The organism is Loktanella sp. M215, assembly GCF_021735925.1.
In the GTDB taxonomy this organism is placed as follows: Bacteria; Pseudomonadota; Alphaproteobacteria; order Rhodobacterales; family Rhodobacteraceae; genus Loktanella.
The window spans coordinates 2,146,520-2,167,771 of record NZ_WMEA01000001.1 but is presented as its reverse complement, the minus strand read 5'-3'; the positions used below and the strand labels follow the sequence as shown (position 1 = coordinate 2,167,771).

Here is a 21,252-nt window from a genome sequence, read left to right as displayed (position 1 = left end):
GAAATCCCCGTCCATCATTGCGTCCTTCCCGCCAGTTGTTCCACCAGCGCGACCAGCCGCGCTGTAGCGTCCGGTGTCCCGCACGACAAGGCGGCGCGCGACATCTGCAGCGCCCCCGACGGGTGCGTCAGCACCGTTTCCATATGTTCCGCCAGACTTTCCGCGTTGAACTTGCTCTCCGGCATCAGGATCGCGGCCCCCGCATCGACCATTTGGCGCGCGTTCGCGGTCTGGTGATCGGCGGCGGCAGCGGCAAAGGGGACCAGCACCGCAGGCCGCCCGATGACACACAGATCCGCGATCGTGCTCGCCCCCGACCGCGCGATGACCAGCTGCGCCTCGGCCAGCCGCGTCGGCATGTCATCGAAGAACGTCCGGATATCGGCCGCAATCCCGCGCGCCGCATAAAACGCATCCACCCGGTCCACATCCTCGGCCCGCGCCTGCTGAAACACCCGGATGTTGCGCCGCAGATGCTCCGGCAAGGCGGCGATCCCCGCAGGCACCACATCCGACAGGATCCGCGCGCCCTGAGAGCCGCCGACCACCAGTACCGACATCGGATAATCGCCCGGTGGAATATAGGGCGCGCCCGCCCGGTCCAGAATGGCCTGCCGCACCGGATTGCCGACGTGGCTCCCCTGCACACCCTCCGGCAAGACCGTGGGCCAAGTCCCGCAGGCGATCACGTCCACCCGCCTGGCAAAGACCTTGTTCACCCGCCCCAGCACACCGTTCTGTTCGTGGATCATCCGCGGCACGCGCAGCAGCGTCGCCGCCGTCATCGCCGGAATGGCCGGATAACCGCCAAAGCCCACCACCACATCGGGCCGGTCCCGCCGCATCGCCAGCACGGCACTCAGCGCGCCCCCCGCGATCCGTCCCGGCACGGCGAGCTTCGCCAGCGCCCCGCCCCGCGCGAAGGTCCCGCTATCAACCTGCACGACCTCGACCGCTTCGGGAAACCCACCGACATAGCGCGCGCCCCGCAGATCGGTGCTCAGCTTCACCCGCCACCCCAGCGCCAGCATCGCCTCGGCCAGCGCCTGTGCCGGAAACATGTGCCCGCCGGTCCCCCCGGCCGCCATCATCAACAGCGGCATGACGATCCTCGCTTTTTCCCCAAATACTCCGGGGGGCGGCCGCTGGCCGGGGGGCTGGCCCCCCTCCACGCCGCCACGATCGCTGCGCGCGGAAACATCACCGCCCCACACGCCGCATCAGGATATCCCCGATCTCGCCTTGCGGGCGCGTCCGCGTCAGCGCCAGCAACATGCCCACGGCGATGCCGCCCGCGATCAGGCTCGACCCGCCGTAACTCACGAAGGGCAGCGTCATGCCCTTGGCCGGCAACAGCCGCACGGCCACACCCATGTTGATCATCGCCTGCACGCCAAAGGCACAGGCCAGACCCGTCCCCGCCAGCCGGATGAACGGATCGCGCTCCTTCATCAGCCGCATCAGCGACCGCACCACGATGACGCCGTAAAGCGTGATGATCGCCATCACGCAGACCAGCCCGTATTCCTCGGCCGCGACGGCAATGATGAAATCCGTATGCGCGTCCGGCAGCGACCATTTCACCTGCCCCTCGCCGACACCCACGCCAAAGAACCCGCCCTCGCGGATCGCGTTGGTGGCATAGCCCAGCTGCGTGCGCGGATCGACATCGGGGCTCAGGAAGCCGTCGATGCGGCGGGCAAAGTGCTCGGACGCGGAATAGGCAAAGGTGCCCACAGCCACGACCGCCCCCGCCAGCCCCGCCAGCAGCACCATCGGCGCGCCGGCCACGAAATACATCACACCCCAGGAAAACAGCACGAGGCACGCCTGCCCGAAATCCGGCTGCAGCGCGAGGAACGCCACGATCACGACCGTCAGCACGAAGGAATAGAACCGACCCGGCGGCCCGCCCACGCTTAAGCCCGCCGCCATCAGCCAGGCCGCCATGACGACGAAACCGGGCTTCAGAAACTCGCTCGGCTGCACGGAGGCGAAGCCGAAGGAATACCAGCGCACGGCCCCCTTGCCGAAATCGGTCCCGAACACCGGCAGCAGCGCCAGCGCCAGAAACGCCAGCGCAAACCCGATCACCGCCAGACGCCGCACCATGACCGGCGTCATCATCGACACGCCGAACATCGCGATCATTGCCATGCCGCCAAAGAACGCCTGCCGCGTGACATAATAAAACGGGTTCAGACCGTTCTTCGCGGCCAAGGGGGGCGAGGACGCCAGCCCCAGCAGCAGCCCGATGCCGAACAGCGCCAGAATGCAGCACATGCTCCACTTGTCGATCGTCCGCCACCAGCGCGGCAGAACGGGATCGCCTGTCACGACGCGTGGCGCGCCATACACCATTTCGGTCATCGAAAAGTCCGCCTGATTTGCCTCTGCGCCCGCGTTTGCCACGGATCTATCCGCCCATGGTAACGCGCCTCGCGAATCATTTCCACTTCAAATCGCGCGGACGCCCCGCAAGGGCGGATTTTTCGGCACCACACCGCCCACCCCCTTGCAACACCAGACGACCTGCGCCACGTGGCGTGGATGCATGTGAACACCCTGATCCTCGGCGCCGGCGCCGCCGGCATGATGGCCGCGGCCCACGCCGGGCCCGCGACGCTCGTCATCGACCATGCCAAGGCGCCGGGGGAAAAGATCCGCATCTCGGGCGGCGGGCGCTGCAATTTCACCAATCTCGCCTGCGCCCCTGACCGCTTCATCAGCAAAAATCCCCATTTCGCGAAATCGGCGCTGTCTCGATATACGCAGCATGATTTCATCGCGCTGGTCGCGTCACACCGCATCGCGTACCACGAAAAGAAGCTGGGCCAGCTCTTTTGCGACGGCTCGGCCAAGCAGATCGTGCAGATGCTCCGCGACGAGATGGCGCGCGCCGGCGCCGACCTCTGGCTCGACACCACCGTCGGAGAGATCCGCCATGACGGCACCTTCCGCGTCACACTCACCCGCGACGGCCGCAGCCACGTCGTGACTGCGACGCACCTCGTCCTCGCCACCGGGGCCAAGTCGATCCCGGCGATGGGCGCCACGGACCTCGCCTACCGGATCGCCGCGCAGTTCGGGCTGGGCCTGATCACGCCGCGTCCGGGCCTCGTGCCCTTCACCTTTGCCAACGACCGCTTCAAGCCGCTCGCCGGCACCGCCCTGCCGAGCCGCGCCACCACCGGAGGCCACAGCTTCGAGGAGGCGACGCTCTTCACCCACCGCGGCCTCTCCGGCCCCGCCATTCTGCAGGCCTCCTCCTACTGGACCGAAGGCGAAGCGATCACGCTCGACCTGTCGCCCGACGCCCCTCTCGCCGACGCCCTCATCGCCGCCAAACGCAACGAAGGCCGCAAGAGCCTGACAACGATCCTGTCGCGCCACCTGCCTGCCCGGCTGGTGCAATACCTGTCGCCCGACTGGCCCACGGACCCCATGGCCGCCCTGCCAGACGCCACCCTGCGCGATCTGGCTGAAAGCCTGCACCACTGGCAGCTGACCCCGAGCGGCACCGAAGGCTACCGCACCGCCGAGGTCACGCTGGGCGGCATCGACACCGCCGCCCTCAACGCCCGCACGCTGGAGGCCAAGACCGTCCCCGGCCTCTACGCCATCGGAGAGGCGGTCGACGTCACCGGCTGGCTGGGCGGCTATAATTTCCAATGGGCCTGGTCATCCGGCTGGGCCGCCGGCACCGCCATCGCCGCAGCCTCCTGACGCGCCCCATTCGCCTGGCCCCATGAACGCCCGCCGGAGGCTGCCGTACCGCAGGCCCGGCCCTCAGCCCCCCGCCAGCACCAGCGCCGTGAAATCGTCGCCACGCGCGGCGAAACTGTCGTATTGGTCAAACGACGCACAGGCCGGGGCCAGCAGCACCACCTCGCCAGGCTCGGCATCGGCACTGGCCCGCGCGACGGCCACATCCATCGTGCCGCAGACCTCGGTCTCGATCCCCGGCAGCTGGCGGGCAAAGGCCTCTGCCTCGCGCCCGATGACATAGGCCGTCTTCACCGCCCCCAGATGCGGGATCAGCCCGTCCAGACCGCCCTCTTTCTGCAAGCCGCCGCAGATCCAGCGGATCGCCGGAAAGGCCTGCAGGGCCTTCGCCGCCGCATCCACGTTCGTGGCCTTGCTGTCGTTCACGAAGCGCACGCCGCCCCGCTCGGCCACCAGCTGGCTGCGGTGCGGCAGGCCCGGATAGCTGTGCAGCGCCGCCTCGATCCCCTTGGGTCCGATCCCCAGCGTCCGCACGGCCGCATAGGCGGCACAAGCGTTCTGGTGATTGTGCGCCCCGGGCAGCCCCTTGATCTCGCGCAGGTCGATGGCACCCACCTGCTTGCCCCGGCGATATTCGCTGAGGAACCCCTTGCGGGCAAAGACGCACCAGCCGTCCGTCAGCTTGCGCGTCACGCTGATGCGGATCAGCCGGTCGTCGGACAGATCCTCGACCAACTGGTTCGCCAGATAGCGTCCTTCGTCCTCGTCCACGCCGATCACCGCGCGATCCGGTCCACCTTCCGCGAACAGCCGCCGCTTGGCCGCGAAATAGCCGCCCAGACCGCTGTGCCGGTCCAGATGATCCGGGCTGATGTTGGTCAGCACCGCCACGTCCGGCGTCATGTGCCGCGCAAGGTCGGTCTGATAGCTCGACAGCTCCAGCACCACGACCTCTCCGTCGTGGGCAGGGTCCAGATCCAGCACACCGCGCCCGATATTGCCCGCCAGTTGTGCGGGGCGGCCGTTTTCCACCAGCACGTGATGAATCAGCGCCGCCGTCGTGGACTTGCCGTTCGACCCCGTCACCGCGATCACCCGCGGCGGGCTGTCGAACCCGTCCCACTCGTCGGTGGCGTAGGAGCGGAAGAACAACCCGATGTCGTTGTCCACCGGCACGCCCGCGTCCCAGGCCGCGGCGATTACCGGGTTCGGGGCGGGGTAAAGGTGCGGAATACCGGGCGAGACGATCAGCGCCGCGATCCCGTCAAAACCGCCGGGCTTGGTCAGATCGCGGACCGTCCACCCCGCGGCCTCGGCGACTTCGCGCCCTCGCGGGCTGTCATCCCAGACCACCGGGATCGCACCACCTGCGGCCAGCGCATGGGCCGTGGCAAGCCCCGACCGGCCCAGCCCCAGCACCGCGACGCTGCGTCCCTCGTATCCCTGAACTGGTATCATCCTGCATCCCCCGGCATTTTGCCGGACATTGCCCCGGCGTGCCTGCGGTATGCAAGGGGGCTGCCTACAGCACCGGCGGTGTCCCGTACCGGCGTGCGCCGCCGTCACCCGCCCCGATCGACCACATCGCCGCGATGAACTGGTGTGTCACCTGCGCGAACCCTTGGGCGTCCTGATGCACCAGCTTGCGCCAGGCGCCGTCGATCCGCAGGGCCAGCGCTTGGGGTTCAGCGTCCGGCGCCGGTCCGCCCGCCGCGACCCGCTGCCGTCTGATCCGGTCCGTCGCCACGACAAGCGCTTGCGCATCCGCTGCACGCCGGCCGGCAAAGAACACCGGCACCCGGTAACCCCGGTCGATGATACCCGTAAAGATAAAGTCGTGACGGTCGTTGCGCCGCGCGCCCGGCAACAGCTTCACGTCGAGGCGGCACAACTCCGTGCCGAACAGCCCCGCGTCCTCGTACCTTGGAGTCACAAGATGCGCCCCCAGCCGCTTGTTGATCATCGCACCACTCCGTCCGCATCGAAACAGCGCGATCCTACGACGCGCCGCCCTAACGAAGGGTAAACGCCTCAGCGCACTTTCAGCGTGGCCAGACCGATCATCGCAAGGATCAGGCTGATGATCCAGAAGCGGATCACGATCTGCGGCTCGGCCCAGCCCTTCTTTTCATAGTGGTGGTGGATCGGGGCCATCAGGAACACCCGCTTGCCGGTACGCTTGAAATACAGCACCTGAATGATGACCGACAGCGCCTCGACCACGAACAACCCGCCCACGATGGCCAGCACGATCTCGTGCTTGGTGGCGACCGCGATGGCCCCCAGTGCACCGCCTAGGGCCAGCGACCCGGTGTCGCCCATGAAAACGGCGGCAGGCGGCGCGTTGTACCACAAGAACCCCAGCCCGCCGCCGATCAACCCGGCACAGAACACCAGAATCTCGCCCGAGTCCGGGACATAATGCAGCCCAAGGCTTTCGGAAAAGTCCACGCGCCCCACGAAATAGGCGATGATCCCGAAGGTGCCCGCCGCAATCATCACCGGCATGATCGCAAGCCCGTCCAGGCCGTCGGTCAGGTTGACCGCATTCGCCGCCCCCACGATCACCAGGATCGAGAATGGCACGAACAGGATGCCGAGGTTGATCAGCGTATCCTTGAACACGGGCACCGCCAGCTGGTTCGTCAGCTCGACCGGGTGATACTGCGCCGCCCAGAAACCGGCGATCCCCGCGATCAGCAGGCCAAGGATGATCCGCACCCGGCCCGACACACCATTGGTATTCTGCTTGCTCACCTTCGCGTAATCGTCGGCAAAGCCGATGGCCGCAAAGGCCAGCGTCACGAACAGCACCATCCAGATATATGCATTGTCCAGCCGCGCCCACAGCACGGTCGACGTCGTCAGCGCGCCCACGATCAGCAGGCCACCCATGGTCGGCGTGCCGGCCTTGGCGAAATGCCCCTCCGGTCCGTCGGTGCGGATGGGCTGGCCCTTGCCTTGGGTCCGGCGCAGCACGTTGATCAGCGGCAACCCGAAAATGAACCCGAACACCAGCGCGGTCATGAAGGCCCCACCGGCGCGAAAGGTGATATAGCGGAACAGGTTGAAGAAATCGCCGCCATCCGACAGCTCTGTCAGCCAATACAACATCTGGGTGGTCCCTGCCTTGTGGTTCTAGCTGCGATGCCCGAGTTTGCGGATCGCGTCAACAACGCGGCTGATCTTGCTGCCCTTGGACCCTTTGACCAGCACGACATCGCCGGCATCGACCAGTTTGGCCACCTGCCCCGCCAGATCGTCCGCCTCGGGTGCCCATTGACCGCGCAGATCGCCGGGCAGTGCGTCGAACAGCGCCCGCATCCGCGGCCCCGCGCAATGGACGACATGGGCGCGCGCCAGATGCAGGTTCTCGGCCAGATCGGCATGCATCTGCATCTCGTCCGCGCCCAGTTCCAGCATGTCGCCCAGAATGGCGATCCGCCGCCCCTTGACCACCCGGCCGATGCCGTCGCGCGGGTGGCTTGCGGCCAGCACCTCCAGCGACGCCGCCATAGAGGTCGGGTTGGCGTTGAAGGCGTCGTCGATCAGGTCCAGCGTTTCCTCGGCGATGCCCTGGTCCAGCACGATGACCTCGCGCGTGCCGCGGCCCTGCGGCGGCGACCACTGGCAGATATCCTGCGCCGCCTGCACCGGGTCCGCACCCAGCGCCTCGCATCCCGCCAGCACCGCCAGCGCGTTCAGCGCGAAATGCCGCCCCGGCACCGCCAGCTTGAACAGATAATCCGTGCCGTCATGCCGCGCCGCGATGACCGTGGCACTGTCGGTGATCCGCACGTCGCCCAAGGCCCAGTCGCCCTGCGCGCCAAAGGTCACGACCCTGTGCCCGCCCGCCGCCGCATGATCCAGCAACACGCCAGAGGTCGGCAGGTCCGCGTTCAGCACCGCAACGCCGCCCGGTTCCAGCCCGTCCATGATCGTAGCTTTTTCGGCAGCGATCCCCGCAAGACTGCCAAAGGACTCCAGATGGGCGGCGGCGACGGTGGTCACCATCGCCACATGGGGCCGGGCCAGCTTTGCCAGCGGCGCGATCTCGCCGGGGTTGCTCATGCCGACCTCGATCACGGCATATTCAGTGTCCGCCGGCATCCGCGCCAGCGTCAGCGGCACGCCCCAGTGATTGTTATAGGACGCCTCTGCGGCGTGGGTCCGGCCCTGCGGATCAAGTGCGGCGCGCAGCATTTCCTTGGTGGATGTCTTGCCGACCGATCCCGTCACCGCGATCACGCGCGCCGCGGTGCGCGCACGGGCGGCAACGCCCAGCGCCTCCAGCCCGCGCAGCACATCCGGCACGATCAGCAGCGGTGCATCCCCGGCCACGCCTTCGGGCCGGTGGCTGACCAAGGCCGCCGCCGCCCCCTTGGCCAGCGCTTGGGCGACAAAGTCATGCCCGTCACGCGCTGCCGCCAGCGCCACGAACAGATCACCCGGCCGCAGGGTCCGCGTGTCGATCGACACGCCCGTCGCGGCCCAGTCGCCCACCGCCTCGCCCCCCGTCGCGCGCGCGGCATCGGCAGCGGTCCACAGCGGGATCATATCTTGCCCTCCAGCGCCGCCACGGCCACGCTGGCCTGCTCTGCATCGTCGAACGGCAGCACCGTGTCGCCCACGATCTGCCCCGTCTCGTGCCCCTTGCCCGCGATCAGCAGCGCGTCGCCCGGCCCCAGCGCGTCGATGCCGCGCAGGATCGCCTCGGCCCGGTCACCGACCTCGATCACCTCGGCGCCGCCTTTGGCCCCCGCCAGCACGGCGGCGCGAATGTCAGCCGGCCGTTCAGAGCGTGGATTGTCGTCGGTCACGATGACCAGATCCGCATTTTCAGCCGCGGCCTTGCCCATCAGGGGCCGCTTGCCCGCATCGCGGTCGCCGCCGGCGCCCAGAATGACCACCGTGCGGCCCATCACATGCGGCTTCAACGCCTGCAACGCGATCCGCACCGCATCCGGCGTATGGGCAAAATCGACAAAGACAGTGGCCCCGTTATCGCGCCGCGCCACCAGTTGCATCCGGCCCCGCACGGTCGTCAGCTGGTCCAGCGTGTCAAAGACATCGCCCGGGATCGCCCCCGCCGCGATGCAAAGACCGCAGGCGAGTGCCACGTTATCCGCCTGAAATCCGCCGATCAGGTTCAGCCGCGCCGTATGCGGCCGGTCCTGCCAGGAAAACCGCAGGTCCTGCCCGGTATCGTCGAACCGTTGGCCCAGAATGCGCAGCCGCGCGTCCGGATGACGGCCCACGCCGATCACCTCGATCCCGCGAGTGGTGCACAGGCTCGCCACCTCCTCGCCGCGCGGATCGTCAAGGTTCACCACCGCCACGCCGTCTTCGGTCAGGACGCGGGTGAACAGCGTCATCTTCGCCTCGAAATAGGCCTCGAACGTCTTGTGATAATCCAGATGGTCCTGCGTGAAATTCGTGAACCCCGCCGCGTGCAGCATCACGCCGTCCAGCCGCCGCTGATCCAGCCCGTGGCTGGACGCCTCCATCGCCGCATGGGTGACACCCGCAGCCTCCGCCTCGGCCAGCACCCGGTGCAGGGTGACGGGATCGGGCGTCGTATGGCCCAAAGGTGCCGACCACGCGCCTTCGACACCCGTCGTGCCAAGGTTGATGCCGATATAGCCCAGCGTCTCCCAGATCTGGCGGGTGAAAGTGGACACAGAGGTCTTGCCGTTCGTCCCCGTCACCGCGACCATGACCTCGGGGTGCGCGCCGAACCACAGCGACGCGGTCTGCGCCAGCGCGGCCCGCGGGTCTTCGGCAACGATCAGCGCCGCGTCGGATCCGGCCAGCGCCGCGGCGGCCAGTTGTGCACCGACAGCATCGGTCAGGACAGCACCAGCGCCCTTTTCCAGCGCCATGCCGATGAAGGCCGCACCGTGGACGCGGGTGCCGGGCAGCGCCGCGAACAGCTGCCCGCGCCGCACCGCACGGCTGTCGGTCGTCACACCGGTAATATCGGCCCGCCGTCCGCCCTGTGCGGTCAGCCCCAGTTGCGCCAGCGTCTTGGTCTGTGCCATGTCGTGGCCCTCACCCGTTCAGTTAGAGGTGAGTGTTACACTTGCCACGTCGGTGGATTCAAGCTGCGGTCGCAGGCCCAGCAGCGGCGCCACCCGGCGGATCATTTCCGCCGCCACCGGCACCGCCGTCCAGCCCGCCGTGCGACGGGGTTTTTCACCGGAATTCTCGCTCGGTTCGTCCAGCGTGACGATCAGCACATACTTCGGATCATCGGCCGGAAAGATCGAGGCGAAGGTCGCGATGACCTTGTCATCGTAATAGCCGCGCCCGTCGGTGCGGGGCTTGTCGGCGGTGCCGGTCTTGCCGCCCACCTCGTAACCCGGCACATCCCCCATTGACGCCGTGCCTTCTTCCACGACCCGGCGCAGCATGTGGCGCGCCTTGGCGCTGGTATCTTCGCTGACCACCCGCGCACCGTGCTGCACGACATTCGTCTTCAGCAGGGTCGGCAGCACCCGCGTCCCGCCATTCAGCAGCGACGCATAGGCCGACGCCAGATGCAGTGGTGAATCCGAAATACCGTGCCCAAAGGAAATCGTCATGGTCGAGATTTCGGACCAGTTCTTGGGCACCAGCGGCTGACCAGAGGGCGCCTCGGACAGTTCGACCTGCGTCGGTTCCGTCAGGCCAAGGCTGGCCAGAAACTTGCTCTGCCGGTCGCCGCCGACCAGCATCGCGATCCGGCCGGTGCCGACGTTCGAGGATTCAGCGATCACGTCCTCGACCGTCAGGGTCGCCGGCATGCTGTGGCTGTCGCGGATGCGAAACCGGCCCCAGGTCAGCGGCCCCTTGGTGTCGATGATGGTCTGCGGGTTCACCAGCCCGAGTTCCATCGCCTGCGCCACGGCAAAAATCTTGAAGGTCGATCCCAGCTCGTAAACGCCCTGCACCGCGCGGTTGAACAGCGGGCTGTCGGACTGGTCGCCCTTCAGCAGCACTTGTGGGCGGTTGTTCGGGTCGAAATCCGGCAGCGAGGCCAGTGCGATGATCTCACCCGTATGCACGTCCATCAGGACCGCCGCGGCACCCTTGGCGTTCATCAGCTTCATGCCGCCGTCCAGCACCTCTTCGGTCGCCGCCTGCACGGTGAGATCAAGCGACAGTTCCAGCGGCTTGCCCTCGTTGGCAGGATCGCGCAGCAGGCTGTCGAAACGACGCTCGATGCCAGCCACGCCGATCACCTCGGCGCTCGCCACATCCTCGCGACCATAGCTTGCCCCGCCCAGCACGTGCGACGCGATGGGACCGTTGGGATACAGCCGCATCTCGCGCGGGCCGAACAGCAGGCCGGGGCTGCCGATGTCATGCACCAGCTGCATCTGCTCCGGGCTCAACTGCCTGCGGATCCAGACGAATTTCCGCTTGCCGGTGAAATCCTTGATCATCCGCTCTTCGTTCAGTTCCGGAAAGATCGCCTTCAACTCCTTGGCGGCACGAATCGGGTCGATCATGTGCTGCGGCTGGGCGTAAAGGCTGTGCGTTTCCAGATTGGTCGCCAGAATACGCCCGTTCCGGTCCACGATATCCGCCCGCTGGCCGATGATCGGGTTGCCGGTGGCTGCGGTGCGCGGCTCTTCGGGCATCGAATTGGCGATCGTCCCCATTCGCAGCCCGATTGCGACGAAGGCCACGGCAAAGAATGCCCCCAGCACCAGCAGCCGGCCTTCGGCGCGCGCCCGCGACTTGTCGGCGATGGCCTCGTGACGCAGACGCAGGTTCTCGGCGGCGATGGCGCTCGGGTCCTCGCCCTTTTCGCGCGCCTTGAGGATGCGGGCCAGCGGGCGCAGGGGCGTGCGGATCATAGGGGGTCCTCCTCGCCGGACGGCGGGATCGAGTTGATGTCGACGGGGTTCGTGATCGGCAGGATGTCCGGCAGCGGATAGACGATGGCCTCGACGTCACCGAAGGCTTCCGGCGACAGCGGCAACAGGCCAAGCCGGTCAAAGTTGATCTCGGCCAGATCGATCAGCCGGTCGGGCCGGTTGAGGTAGGCCCATTCCGCCCGCAACATGCCCAGCCGTTCATGGGCGTCACCGATCTGCGCGTGCAGATGCCGGACCTGACTGATCGACTGCTGCGTGCGATAGTTTTCCTGATAGGCCCAGAAGGCCAGCCCCATGACGGTCAACGCCGCCACAACGTACATCACCGCCCGCATCATGCGCCGTCGCCCCTCATCATCGGCATCCCCATGTCCTTGCGGTCCATCGGCTGGGCGGGCGCATCCGTGCGGATCGCCACGCGCAGCTTCGCGGATCTGGAACGTGGATTGACTGCTACTTCTTCTTTTGACGCCACAATCGCCTTGCGAGTCCGCTGTGTAAAGGCCGGAGTGATCGATTCGAGCACTGGCGCATAGCGATTCGCATTGGGCGTCGTGGCGCTGCGCGTCTGGATGAATCGCTTGGCCATCCGGTCCTCGACCGAATGGAAGGTCACGACCGCCAGCTGCCCGCCGGGCGCCAGCGCGCGCTCTGCCGCTTCCATCCCCGACGCGAGCTCTCCGTATTCGTCGTTCACCGCGATCCGCAGCGCCTGAAACGTCCGTGTCGCCGGGTGGCTCTGGTTCGGCTTGGCGCGCGGCAGGCAGGATTCCACGATCCGCGCAAGCTGCGCCGTGGTGGTCACAGGCCGCGCCGCGACGATGGCCTTGGCGATCCGGCGCGACGCCCGCTCCTCGCCGTAAAGATAAATGATATCGGCCAGTTCCGCCTCGTCCCTCGTGTTGACAAGGTCGGCTGCGGACGGGCCACTCTGGCTCATCCGCATGTCCAGCGGCCCGTCCCGCATGAACGAAAATCCGCGTTCCGCCAGATCAAGCTGCATCGAACTGACACCCAGATCCAACACCACGCCATCCAGGTCGCTGCCATACTGATCCAGCTTGGAAAACTCGCCCGCCACTGGCACGATCCGGTCGCCGTAGTCGCCGATCCAATCCGCCGCCATTTCGAACGCCAGCGGATCGCGGTCCACGGCGATCACCCGCTCCGCCCCCGCCTCCAGCAGGCGCCTCGTATAGCCGCCGGCGCCGAATGTGCCGTCAAGCCACGTGCCGTGAATCGGGGCGCATGCCGTGATGATCGCATCGATCAGGACGGGGATGTGGGGGGCATCGGTCATCGGCGATCCTTACGGGACAAGACTCATGGGATCGAAATCGTCGCCCATCTCGGCCAGCCATTCGTCCAGAGGCGCATCGACCTCCGTCTCGAAGTTCTCGACCTTCCAGATCTGGAAATACTCGCCCAGACCCATGAAGGACAATTCGCCCTCCACCAGTCCCAGCTTTTCGCGCAACCGCAGGGCAAGGACGACGCGGCCGTCCTTGTCGATGGTCAGGTCTTCGGAAAAGCCCATGAACAGCTTGCGCAGCTTGTTCTTGTTGGGGTCAGAGTCAGGCATCGCCATGACGCGCGCGATCTTGGCGTCGAACGCCTCCATCGTCAGCACCTGCAGGCTTTCGCCCAGATGCTTGCCGTACAGGATCTTGGCGGTCATCGGCTGGTCGGGGGCCCAGGCCGGGTCGCCCGCCTCGATCACGCGTCGAAATTTCGCCGGGATCGACATACGACCCTTGGCGTCAACTTTCGACTGATACGTGCTCGTGAACGAGAGGTTCAACCTGTGACCTTCTGACTGCCCGTCCCCCGGAATTCTGTGCTAGATGTGAAAACGGCGGATTGAGGTAGCTGCCACTACTCAACCCGCCGCCTTCTGCCCTGTGAAGGGCTGGACCGACTGCGCGCGCCACCTGGGGGGATGTCTGCTCGCTCGCGCGCCGGATCGCTGTGTTGGTAAAAACGAGGCCTGTATGAAACCTGACATTTTGCCGGTGGGGTTCTTGTGATGCCCCTTGTTTGTCTGCCCGTCGTTACCGTGAGACTGTTTTGGCAGACCGGTTGGGATCGGGCAACGCCTAAATTGGGATTGCTGTGAACTTCACGGAATCTCCGGTCTTCTCACGGCCCTGTGATTCGGATCTTGTCCACAGGGCGGCGGTGGCATGTAGTATGCCTGTGGATAGTTTTCCCAATATATTGTATAAATCTGAAACGAACGGCGCGGGTCACAGCGCCCCCAAAAAAGTTTTGGCCCACCTCCGAGTCGGTCCAAAAGCGTGTCGCCGCAGACGCAGTCAATCCCCTAACGTAAAGGTTAATGCGCTAATTTTCGGCATTTGAAAACAGAATCGGGCCGCCCCAAGGGCGACCCGACATCGATTCACAAAGGTTCACGCAGAATCCGATTCGACGCTTAGGCCATCCCGCCGTCGATGAACCGCTGCGCGAGGGCGGCATAGGCCTCGGCCACCGGCCCGTCGCCCAGCGCCACCGGCGTCCCCGCATCCCCTGACAGCCGCGTGTCGAGGTCGATGGGCAGCGCGCCCAGGAACGGCACCCCCAGACGCTCCGCCTCGTGCGCGACGCCGCCATGGCCAAAGATCTGCGTCTCCTCTCCGCAATGGGGGCAATAGAAGGTAGACATGTTCTCGATCAGGCCCAGCAGCGGCGTGTTCAGCGTCTTGAACATGTCGATCGCCTTGCGTGCATCCAGCAATGCCACGTCCTGCGGCGTGGACACGATGACGGCGCCGGTGACACTCGTCTTCTGACAGAGTGTCAGCTGCACGTCCCCCGTCCCCGGCGGCAGGTCGATGATCAGCACATCCAGCTCGCCCCAGGCCACCTGCGTCAGCATCTGCTGCAAGGCGCCCATCAGCATCGGCCCGCGCCAGACCACCGCCTTGTCCGGGTCCACCATCAACCCGATCGACATCATGGTGACACCGTGGGCGTGCAGCGGGATGATCGTCTTGCCGTCGGGACTGGCGGGGCGTTTGCTCACCCCCATCATCCGCGGCTGGCTGGGACCGTAGATATCGGCATCCAGCAGACCGACCCGCCTGCCCTTTTTGGCCAGCGCCACGGCCAGGTTCGACGACACCGTCGATTTGCCGACGCCGCCCTTGCCCGATCCGATGGCCAAAATCCGGTCGACCCCGACAACGGGTGCGGGCCCCGCCTGCGGCGTCGGATGCCGCCCCACCTTCAGACTGGGCGGCGCCGGGGCCGCAGGCGCCGCCCCATGCGCCGTCAGCACGGCCGAGACCGTCAGCCCGTCCGTCATTTGCTGCACCGCAGCAACAGCCGCCTGCCGCACCGGCTCCAGCGTCGCCGCCGTCGCGGCATCCGGCGCCTCGATCACGAAGCGGACGCTGGCCGCATCGACCTGCACCGCGCGCACCATGTCACGCGACCCCAAAGTACCGCCGCCGGGCACAGCGATCGCTGCAACACAGGCCTGAATTTCCTCTTTTGACGCTGGCATATACATATTTCCTTCACAAACCCGGTCGCGATCATCAGTTGACGCGCACCCTGTGTCCCGACACCCAGCGGCGCAAGCCCCTATTTTCCATGGTGTACGCAGGGCCGTTGCCCGGTTGTTGGGCGGATTAATAACTGTCCCAGAGTAACCTTGCATCTGCTGCATAGCAGCATTGTCGATACAGCCGTTGTGCAGGTGCAGCATTATCATACATCATGGACACAAGCAGAACGACAAACACATCGCTCTGCACCGGACTTTAAGAAAGACGAGATGAAAATGGCATACGCAAACACGACGACCACCGCACCGCGCACCACTGGCCTGATGGCCCGCCTGTCCGACGCTCTGGCGGCGCGCAAAGTGTTCCGCACGACCATGACCGAACTTCAGGCGCTGGACAACCGCGATCTGGCCGACCTGGGCATCAGCCGGTCGATGATCCGTTCGATCGCTCACGAGGCGGCCTACGGCAAGTAATTCACTTCGGGATCGGCCAACCTCCTCCCTGGTCCGATCCTGACCCGCGCCGCCGCAACCTCCTCCCTGCGGTGGGCGCGAACGACAAGACGGTGACCCGACCTCCTCCCCGGGTCACCGTCTTAAACAAGATTAAGAAATATGGGAACCTGCACCTCCTCCCGCAGTTGCCCATACGGTCCCCAGGCCGCCAACCTCCTCCCTGGTTGGCTTGCGGATCACAGACCGGACGGCCCGCAACCTCCTCCCTGCGGATCCGTCCACCCTCGATCGGTGGTGGTCACCTCCTCCCGGCCACCACCGACAAGAGTTTCAGATCGGAACCGCGCACCTCCTCCCGCGCTGGTTCTGACAGGTTCGACAGGCGCCCACCTCCTCCCGGGCCGACCGTCGGACCTTCGACCCGGACGGCCCGCAACCTCCTCCCTGCGGCGCAGTCCAACACAGATCGGTGGTGGCCACCTCCTCCCGGCCACCACCGACTGACCTGATACGGGCGCTGCACCTCCTCCCGCGGTAGCCCGGATAGTCCGACCGACGCCCACCTCCTCCCGGGCTGACCGTCGGACCTTCGACCCGGACGGCCCGCAACCTCCTCCCTGCGGCACCGTCCAACCCAGATCGGTGGTGGCTACCTCCTCCCGGCCACCACCGACTGACCTGATACGGGCGCTGCACCTCCTCCCGCGGCCAACCCGGATACGCCCGCTGCCGCAACCTCCTCCCTGCGGTCCGGGCACCAGATGCGGGCTCTTACCTCCTCCCGAGGGTCCACATCCAAATGAAGGCGATGCGCACCTCCTCCCGCGCATCGCCTTTTTTGTTGGCGGCGTTCCCTGCGGCGCATACTGTCGCAACCGTATCGCCCGGCCCCCGAACGCCGAACCGCATCGCCCGCAGGATCTCCCCACGCAGACCGCACCCCCGCGCCGTTGTCATCGGTACAATTTACCGGGTGAACCGCGCGGCAATCGGCGCTACTGCAGCCGCATGACCCACGTCACCCTCTTCCTGCTGATCCAGTTCGCCTTCGCCAGCTCGATCACCCCCGGCCCCAACAACCTGATGCTGATGGCGTCCGGGGCCAACTACGGCATGCGCCGCACGATCCCGCACATGCTGGGCGTCAGCCTCGGCCATGCCTTCATGGTGCTGATGATCGGCCTCGTGCTCTTGCGCGCCTTCGCGGCGTTTCCGATCCTCAACACCCTCCTGACCATCGGCGCGACCGTCTACATGACCTGGCTCGCCTGGAAGATCGCGACCGCCGTCCCGCCAGAGGCGCGGGCGGTCGAGGGTCGCCCCTTCACCTTCCTGCAGGCCGCAGCCTTCCAATGGGTCAATCCCAAGGCCTGGGTCATGGGCATCACCGCGATCACCGCTTTCGCACCGCAGGACTGGTCCGTCTTCGCAGGCTCACTGCTGGTCGCAGGCGTCTTCCTCTGCACCAATTTGCCCAGCATAACCGTCTGGGCCGCCCTCGGCGTGCAGGTCCGGCGTTTTCTCGGCACGTCACAGCGGCTGCGAATCTTCAACGTGACAATGGCGGTGCTGCTGATCGCCTCGCTCTACCCGATGCTGGTCCACTGACCGCACAACAAAGGGCGCATCCCGCGATGCGCCCCCATCCTCTGGATCACCGGATCACTTCGAAGGTCTGGCCTGCCGATCCGCCTGCGCCATCACCAGAGGGGGCACCGTCACCGGCGGCCCGTCGACCTTCGTATTCCTGGCCCCCCACGCCAAGGTGCCCACTGGCGCCTGAGACCCCCGCCGCACCTGACGACAGGCCGTCAAAATCCCTCGGCCAAGGCCAGCCCAACGCGTGCAGCGCCCTGCGCTAAAGCCGGCCCCGCCAAAACGCTGGCACATCTGTCACAGCACCCGACGGGCTGCGGGACGGCGGGCGGGGCGCCTTCGGCGCGTCAGCGCCGAACAGCGCCGTCCCGCCGTCCCCTCAGAACGGCACGTCGCTCGCCGCGTCAGCGCTCACCACGAACTTCGCCACGACCTTCTTCGACCCGGCCTTGTCGAATGCGATATCCAGCTTGTCGCCCTCGATCCCGTCGATCACGCCATAACCGAACTTCTGGTGAAACACCCGGTCGCCCGTCGTGAACGCACTCACCGCATCCAAATCGATCACCATGTTGCGCGCCTCGGCGGGCTGCGCCATGCCGCGCGCCTGCCCCCGCGCCTGCAACCGCCGCCACCCCGGAGAATTATAGACATTCGCGTCATGCGCCTTCTGGTGCAGGTCCGACATGCTCTCTTCGCGCAATTTCGGAGAAGCCGCCGCCGCCATCCCCGCCGCGCCGTAGCCGCCACCGTACAGACCCGGTGGCGTCAGCACCTCCACGTGATCCTCGGGCAATTCGTCGATGAAGCGCGACGGCAGCGCGCTCTGCCATTGGCCGTAGACTCGCCGGTTCGCGGCGAATGACACGGTGCAGATCGCCTCGGCCCGCGTGATCCCGACGTAGGCAAGGCGGCGTTCCTCCTCCAGCCCCTTCAGCCCCGATTCGTCCATGCTGCGCTGCGACGGAAACAACCCGTCCTCCCAGCCCGGCAGAAAGACGGCGGGAAACTCCAGACCCTTGGCGGCGTGCAGGGTCATGATGCTGACCTTCTCGCCCTCCTGCTCCGTCTCGTTGTCCATGATCAGCGCGACGTGCTCCAGAAACCCCTGCAGGTTCTCGAAATTGTCCAGCGCCTTCACCAGTTCCTTCAGGTTCTCCAGCCGCCCCGGTGCCTCGGGCGTCTTGTCGTTCTGCCACATGCCCGTATAGCCCGATTCATCCAGAATCATCTCGGCCAGTTCCTGATGCGTGTCGGCCTCGGCCCGGACCTGTCCGTGCCAGCGGTCCAGCCCGTCCACCAGCAGCGCCAGTTCGCGCAGCCCCTTGCCGCCCAGCAGTTTCGCCTGCACCACCAGACGCGCGCCCTCGACCAGCCCCACGCCGTTCGACCGCGCCGTCATCTGGATCGTCTGGATCGCCTTGTCGCCAAGGCCGCGCTTGGGCGTGTTCACGATCCGCTCGAACGCCAGATCGTCGTCGGGACTCACGGCCAGCCGGAAATAGGCCATCGCGTCCCGGATCTCCAACCGCTCATAGAATCGCGGCCCCCCGATCACCCGGTAGGGCAGACCGATCGTCAGGAACCGGTCCTCGAAGGCGCGCATCTGGTGCGACGCCCGCACCAGAATCGCCTGATGATCCAGCCCGACCTTGTCCAGCCCGCGTGTCCCGCGCTGCAAGGCCTCGATCTCCTCGCCGATCCAGCGCGCCTCTTCCTCGCCGTCCCAGTGGCCGATCAGGCGCACCTTTTCGCCGCCCGTCGCTTCGGTGAACAACGTCTTGCCCAGCCGCCCCTTGTTGGCCGCAATCACGCCAGAGGCGGCGGCCAGAATATGCTCGGTCGAGCGATAGTTCTGCTCCAGCTTGACGACCGTGGCGCCGGGAAAATCCTTCTCGAACCGCAGGATGTTGCCCACTTCGGCCCCGCGCCAGCCATAGATCGACTGGTCGTCGTCACCCACGCAGCAGATGTTCTTGTGCGCCGCCGCCAGCAGCCGCAGCCACAGATACTGGGCCACGTTCGTATCCTGATACTCGTCCACAAGGATATACCGGAACCGCCGCTGGTATTGCGCTAGCACGTCCGCATGGGTCTGAAAGATCGTCACCATGTGCAGCAGCAGATCGCCGAAATCGCAGGCGTTCAGGTCCAGCAGCCGCCGCTGGTAGGCAGCATAAAGGTCGACGCCCTTGTGATCGAAAGCCCCCGCATCGGCCAGCGGCACCTTGTCGGGCGTGAAGGCCTTGTTCTTCCAGCCGTCGATGATCCCCGCCAGCATCCGCGGCGGCCAGCGCTTCTCGTCGATGCCCTCGGCCACGATCAGCTGCTTCATCAGGCGGATCTGGTCGTCGGTATCGAGGATGGTAAAGTTCGACTTCAGCCCCACCAGCTCCGCGTGCCGCCGCAGCAGCTTGACGCAGATTGCATGGAACGTGCCCAGCCACGGCACCCCCTCGACGGTCTCGCCCATCAGGCGACCGACGCGGTTCTTCATCTCGCGCGCGGCCTTGTTGGTAAAGGTCACGGCCAGAATCTCCTGGCTCCGCGCCGTCCCCGTCACCAGCAGATGCGCGATCCGCGCGGTCAGCGCCCGGGTCTTGCCCGTGCCCGCCCCCGCCAGCATCAGGACCGGTCCGTCCAGCGCCAGCACCGCGGCGCGCTGCGCGGGGTTCAGCCCCTCCAGATAGGGACCGGCGCCACGGCTGGGCATCGCCCGCTGGCTCAGGGGGACCGCTGCCGCCTCGAAGGCGTCGTCTTCGGAATAACTGCTCATGCGCCCAAGATACGTCCGAACACCCGACAAAGAAACCCCTTGTTCACGATCCGTTCACAACTTATGTCCGACATCCCCGCTTCTTCTGGTTTCAAATACTTCCGCCGGAGGCATCGGTTTTTCCACGGGAAAAACCGCCCCCCCTTCCCAAACCCTGTGGCCCGCCCTAGCGTCGCCTTCATGAGTTTGCACAGCCGCTACCCCGCCATCGCCGACCTGAAATCCCGCGCCCGCACGCGGATTCCCCATTTTGTCTGGGAATACCTCGACAGCGCGACGGGCGACGAATCGGCCCTGCGCCGCAACCGCGCAGCCCTCGACGCGGTGCTGCTGCGCCCGTCGATCCTGCACGGCGAATTCACGCCGGACCTGTCCACCACCCTGATGGGCCAGTCCCACCCCCTGCCCTTGGGCATCGCCCCCGTCGGCATGTCGGGCCTGATCTGGCCCGACGCCGAACGCCTGCTGGCAAAGACCGCCGCGGCGGAGGGGATCCCCTATGGCCTCTCCACCGTCGCCACCCAGACGCCGGAAACACTCGCCCCCCATATCGGCGATCAGGGCTGGTTCCAGATCTACCCGCCCCGCGACCCCGACATCCGCGCCGACATGCTGGCCCGCGCCAAAAAGGCCGGCTTTCACACGCTGGTCCTGACCGTCGATGTGCCCGTCGCCTCGCGCCGCGAACGCCAGACGCGCGGCGGCCTGACGAACCCGCCCAAACTGACGCCGCGGCTCGCCGCCCAGGCCGCCCGCTGCCCGGCATGGCTCGCGGGGATCCGCAAGACCGGCATGCCGCGGATGCGCCTGATCGACAGCTACAGCGAAAATATGGGCGCCCTCCCCTCGACCCAGCACGCGGGCTACCTGCTACGCACCTCGCCCGACTGGGACTACCTGCGCGCGCTGCGCGACGGCTGGGACGGCAAACTGGTGGTCAAGGGCGTGCTGAACGACATCGACGCCGCCCGACTGACCGACGAAGGCATCGACGCGATCTGGGTCAGCAACCACGCCGGCCGCCAGTTCGCCGCCGCTCCGGCCTCTGCCAGCGTCCTGCCCGCGATCCGCGCGGCGACGACCCTGCCGGTGATCTGCGATTCCGGCGTCGAAGGCGGCCTCGACATCCTGCGCCTTCTCGCGCTCGGCGCGGATTTCGTCATGCTGGGCCGCGCCTTCCACTATGGCCTCGGTGCCCTCGGCGACGGCGGTGCGGCCCATGTCGTCGACATCCTGCGGCAGGACATGATCGCCAACATGGGCCAGATCGGCGCCCGCACCCTCTCGGACGTCCCCAAGACGCTCATTTCCTAGGCAAC

At 66.5% G+C, this 21,252-nt stretch carries 17 protein-coding genes; 4 read left to right on the top strand and 13 right to left on the bottom strand.

Going from position 1 to position 21,252, the window contains the following annotated elements:
* Positions 1–14: 14 nt before the first annotated feature.
* Positions 15–1,109: an undecaprenyldiphospho-muramoylpentapeptide beta-N-acetylglucosaminyltransferase gene (gene murG, locus GLR48_RS10610; protein ID WP_237064516.1), complete on the bottom strand. Its 1,095-nt coding sequence runs from the start codon at positions 1,107–1,109 to the stop codon at positions 15–17.
* 91 nt (positions 1,110–1,200) lie between these two features.
* Positions 1,201–2,370: a peptidoglycan glycosyltransferase FtsW gene (locus GLR48_RS10605; RefSeq protein WP_237061223.1), complete on the bottom strand. Its 1,170-nt coding sequence runs from the start codon at positions 2,368–2,370 to the stop codon at positions 1,201–1,203.
* 180 nt (positions 2,371–2,550) lie between these two features.
* Between GLR48_RS10605 and GLR48_RS10600 the strand changes: the two genes are divergently transcribed.
* Complete coding sequence (locus GLR48_RS10600) at positions 2,551–3,726, top strand: NAD(P)/FAD-dependent oxidoreductase (RefSeq protein ID WP_237064515.1); 1,176 nt, start codon at positions 2,551–2,553, stop codon at positions 3,724–3,726.
* Positions 3,727–3,789: 63 nt separating this feature from the next.
* On the opposite strand, the gene murD is transcribed toward GLR48_RS10600, so the two are convergent.
* From murD to GLR48_RS10550, 10 genes are all read right to left on the bottom strand, one after another.
* Positions 3,790–5,184: a UDP-N-acetylmuramoyl-L-alanine--D-glutamate ligase gene (gene murD / locus GLR48_RS10595; RefSeq protein WP_237061222.1), complete on the bottom strand. Its 1,395-nt coding sequence runs from the start codon at positions 5,182–5,184 to the stop codon at positions 3,790–3,792.
* A gap of 64 nt (positions 5,185–5,248) precedes the next feature.
* Positions 5,249–5,689 (bottom strand): hypothetical protein, encoded by a 441-nt coding sequence (locus tag GLR48_RS10590; protein ID WP_237061221.1) that lies wholly within the window; start codon positions 5,687–5,689, stop codon positions 5,249–5,251.
* Between the two features lie 68 nt (positions 5,690–5,757).
* Positions 5,758–6,840, bottom strand: coding sequence for a phospho-N-acetylmuramoyl-pentapeptide-transferase (mraY, locus tag GLR48_RS10585; RefSeq protein ID WP_237061220.1), 1,083 nt, complete (start codon positions 6,838–6,840; stop codon positions 5,758–5,760).
* Positions 6,841–6,864: 24 nt separating this feature from the next.
* Positions 6,865–8,283, bottom strand: a complete 1,419-nt coding sequence (locus GLR48_RS10580) for a UDP-N-acetylmuramoyl-tripeptide--D-alanyl-D-alanine ligase (protein WP_237061219.1) — start codon at positions 8,281–8,283, stop codon at positions 6,865–6,867.
* Positions 8,280–9,767: a UDP-N-acetylmuramoyl-L-alanyl-D-glutamate--2,6-diaminopimelate ligase gene (locus GLR48_RS10575; protein ID WP_237061218.1), complete on the bottom strand. Its 1,488-nt coding sequence runs from the start codon at positions 9,765–9,767 to the stop codon at positions 8,280–8,282. Before GLR48_RS10575 ends, GLR48_RS10580 begins: the two co-directional genes overlap by 4 nt.
* Positions 9,768–9,785: 18 nt before the next feature.
* Positions 9,786–11,570 (bottom strand): peptidoglycan D,D-transpeptidase FtsI family protein, encoded by a 1,785-nt coding sequence (locus GLR48_RS10570; protein ID WP_237061217.1) that lies wholly within the window; start codon positions 11,568–11,570, stop codon positions 9,786–9,788.
* Complete coding sequence (gene ftsL / locus GLR48_RS10565; RefSeq protein WP_237064514.1) at positions 11,567–11,926, bottom strand: cell division protein FtsL; 360 nt, start codon at positions 11,924–11,926, stop codon at positions 11,567–11,569. The genes GLR48_RS10570 and ftsL overlap by 4 nt, the downstream gene beginning before the upstream one ends.
* On the bottom strand, positions 11,926–12,891 hold the full coding sequence (gene rsmH / locus GLR48_RS10560; RefSeq protein WP_237061216.1) for a 16S rRNA (cytosine(1402)-N(4))-methyltransferase RsmH: 966 nt from the start codon (positions 12,889–12,891) through the stop codon (positions 11,926–11,928). Before rsmH ends, ftsL begins: the two co-directional genes overlap by 1 nt.
* A 9-nt stretch (positions 12,892–12,900) precedes the next feature.
* Positions 12,901–13,392 (bottom strand): division/cell wall cluster transcriptional repressor MraZ, encoded by a 492-nt coding sequence (locus tag GLR48_RS10555; protein WP_237061215.1) that lies wholly within the window; start codon positions 13,390–13,392, stop codon positions 12,901–12,903.
* A 633-nt stretch (positions 13,393–14,025) separates the two neighbouring features.
* Positions 14,026–15,099: an Mrp/NBP35 family ATP-binding protein gene (locus GLR48_RS10550; RefSeq protein ID WP_237061214.1), complete on the bottom strand. Its 1,074-nt coding sequence runs from the start codon at positions 15,097–15,099 to the stop codon at positions 14,026–14,028.
* Positions 15,100–15,378: 279 nt separating this feature from the next.
* Between GLR48_RS10550 and GLR48_RS10545 the strand changes: the two genes are divergently transcribed.
* Complete coding sequence (locus tag GLR48_RS10545) at positions 15,379–15,579, top strand: DUF1127 domain-containing protein (protein WP_237061213.1); 201 nt, start codon at positions 15,379–15,381, stop codon at positions 15,577–15,579.
* Between the two features lie 990 nt (positions 15,580–16,569).
* On the top strand, positions 16,570–17,169 hold the full coding sequence (locus GLR48_RS10540; RefSeq protein WP_237061212.1) for a LysE family translocator: 600 nt from the start codon (positions 16,570–16,572) through the stop codon (positions 17,167–17,169).
* Positions 17,170–17,536: 367 nt separating this feature from the next.
* Here the strand turns inward: GLR48_RS10540 and GLR48_RS10535 are convergent, their stop codons facing one another.
* A complete protein-coding gene (locus GLR48_RS10535) occupies positions 17,537–19,933 on the bottom strand; it encodes an ATP-dependent helicase (protein WP_237061211.1) in 2,397 nt (798 codons plus the stop codon).
* 180 nt (positions 19,934–20,113) lie between these two features.
* On the opposite strand from GLR48_RS10535, the gene GLR48_RS10530 reads away from it, so the two are divergent.
* Positions 20,114–21,247, top strand: coding sequence for an alpha-hydroxy acid oxidase (locus tag GLR48_RS10530; protein ID WP_237061210.1), 1,134 nt, complete (start codon positions 20,114–20,116; stop codon positions 21,245–21,247).
* The last annotated feature ends 5 nt before the right edge of the window (positions 21,248–21,252 follow it).

Excerpts from the sequence above, each read along its gene's own strand:
- GLR48_RS10605 (WP_237061223.1), bottom strand. The coding sequence starts at position 2,370 with ATGACCGAAATGGTGTATGGCGCGCCACGCGTCGTGACAGGCGATCCC.
- GLR48_RS10600 (WP_237064515.1), top strand. The coding sequence starts at position 2,551 with ATGCATGTGAACACCCTGATCCTCGGCGCCGGCGCCGCCGGCATGATG.
- murD (WP_237061222.1), bottom strand. The coding sequence starts at position 5,184 with ATGATACCAGTTCAGGGATACGAGGGACGCAGCGTCGCGGTGCTGGGG.
- GLR48_RS10590 (WP_237061221.1), bottom strand. The coding sequence starts at position 5,689 with ATGATCAACAAGCGGCTGGGGGCGCATCTTGTGACTCCAAGGTACGAG.
- mraY (WP_237061220.1), bottom strand. The coding sequence starts at position 6,840 with ATGTTGTATTGGCTGACAGAGCTGTCGGATGGCGGCGATTTCTTCAAC.
- GLR48_RS10580 (WP_237061219.1), bottom strand. The coding sequence starts at position 8,283 with ATGATCCCGCTGTGGACCGCTGCCGATGCCGCGCGCGCGACGGGGGGC.
- GLR48_RS10575 (WP_237061218.1), bottom strand. The coding sequence starts at position 9,767 with ATGGCACAGACCAAGACGCTGGCGCAACTGGGGCTGACCGCACAGGGC.
- GLR48_RS10570 (WP_237061217.1), bottom strand. The coding sequence starts at position 11,570 with ATGATCCGCACGCCCCTGCGCCCGCTGGCCCGCATCCTCAAGGCGCGC.
- ftsL (WP_237064514.1), bottom strand. The coding sequence starts at position 11,926 with ATGCGGGCGGTGATGTACGTTGTGGCGGCGTTGACCGTCATGGGGCTG.
- rsmH (WP_237061216.1), bottom strand. The coding sequence starts at position 12,891 with ATGACCGATGCCCCCCACATCCCCGTCCTGATCGATGCGATCATCACG.
- GLR48_RS10550 (WP_237061214.1), bottom strand. The coding sequence starts at position 15,099 with ATGCCAGCGTCAAAAGAGGAAATTCAGGCCTGTGTTGCAGCGATCGCT.
- GLR48_RS10545 (WP_237061213.1), top strand. The coding sequence starts at position 15,379 with ATGGCATACGCAAACACGACGACCACCGCACCGCGCACCACTGGCCTG.
- GLR48_RS10540 (WP_237061212.1), top strand. The coding sequence starts at position 16,570 with ATGACCCACGTCACCCTCTTCCTGCTGATCCAGTTCGCCTTCGCCAGC.
- GLR48_RS10535 (WP_237061211.1), bottom strand. The coding sequence starts at position 19,933 with ATGAGCAGTTATTCCGAAGACGACGCCTTCGAGGCGGCAGCGGTCCCC.
- GLR48_RS10530 (WP_237061210.1), top strand. The coding sequence starts at position 20,114 with ATGAGTTTGCACAGCCGCTACCCCGCCATCGCCGACCTGAAATCCCGC.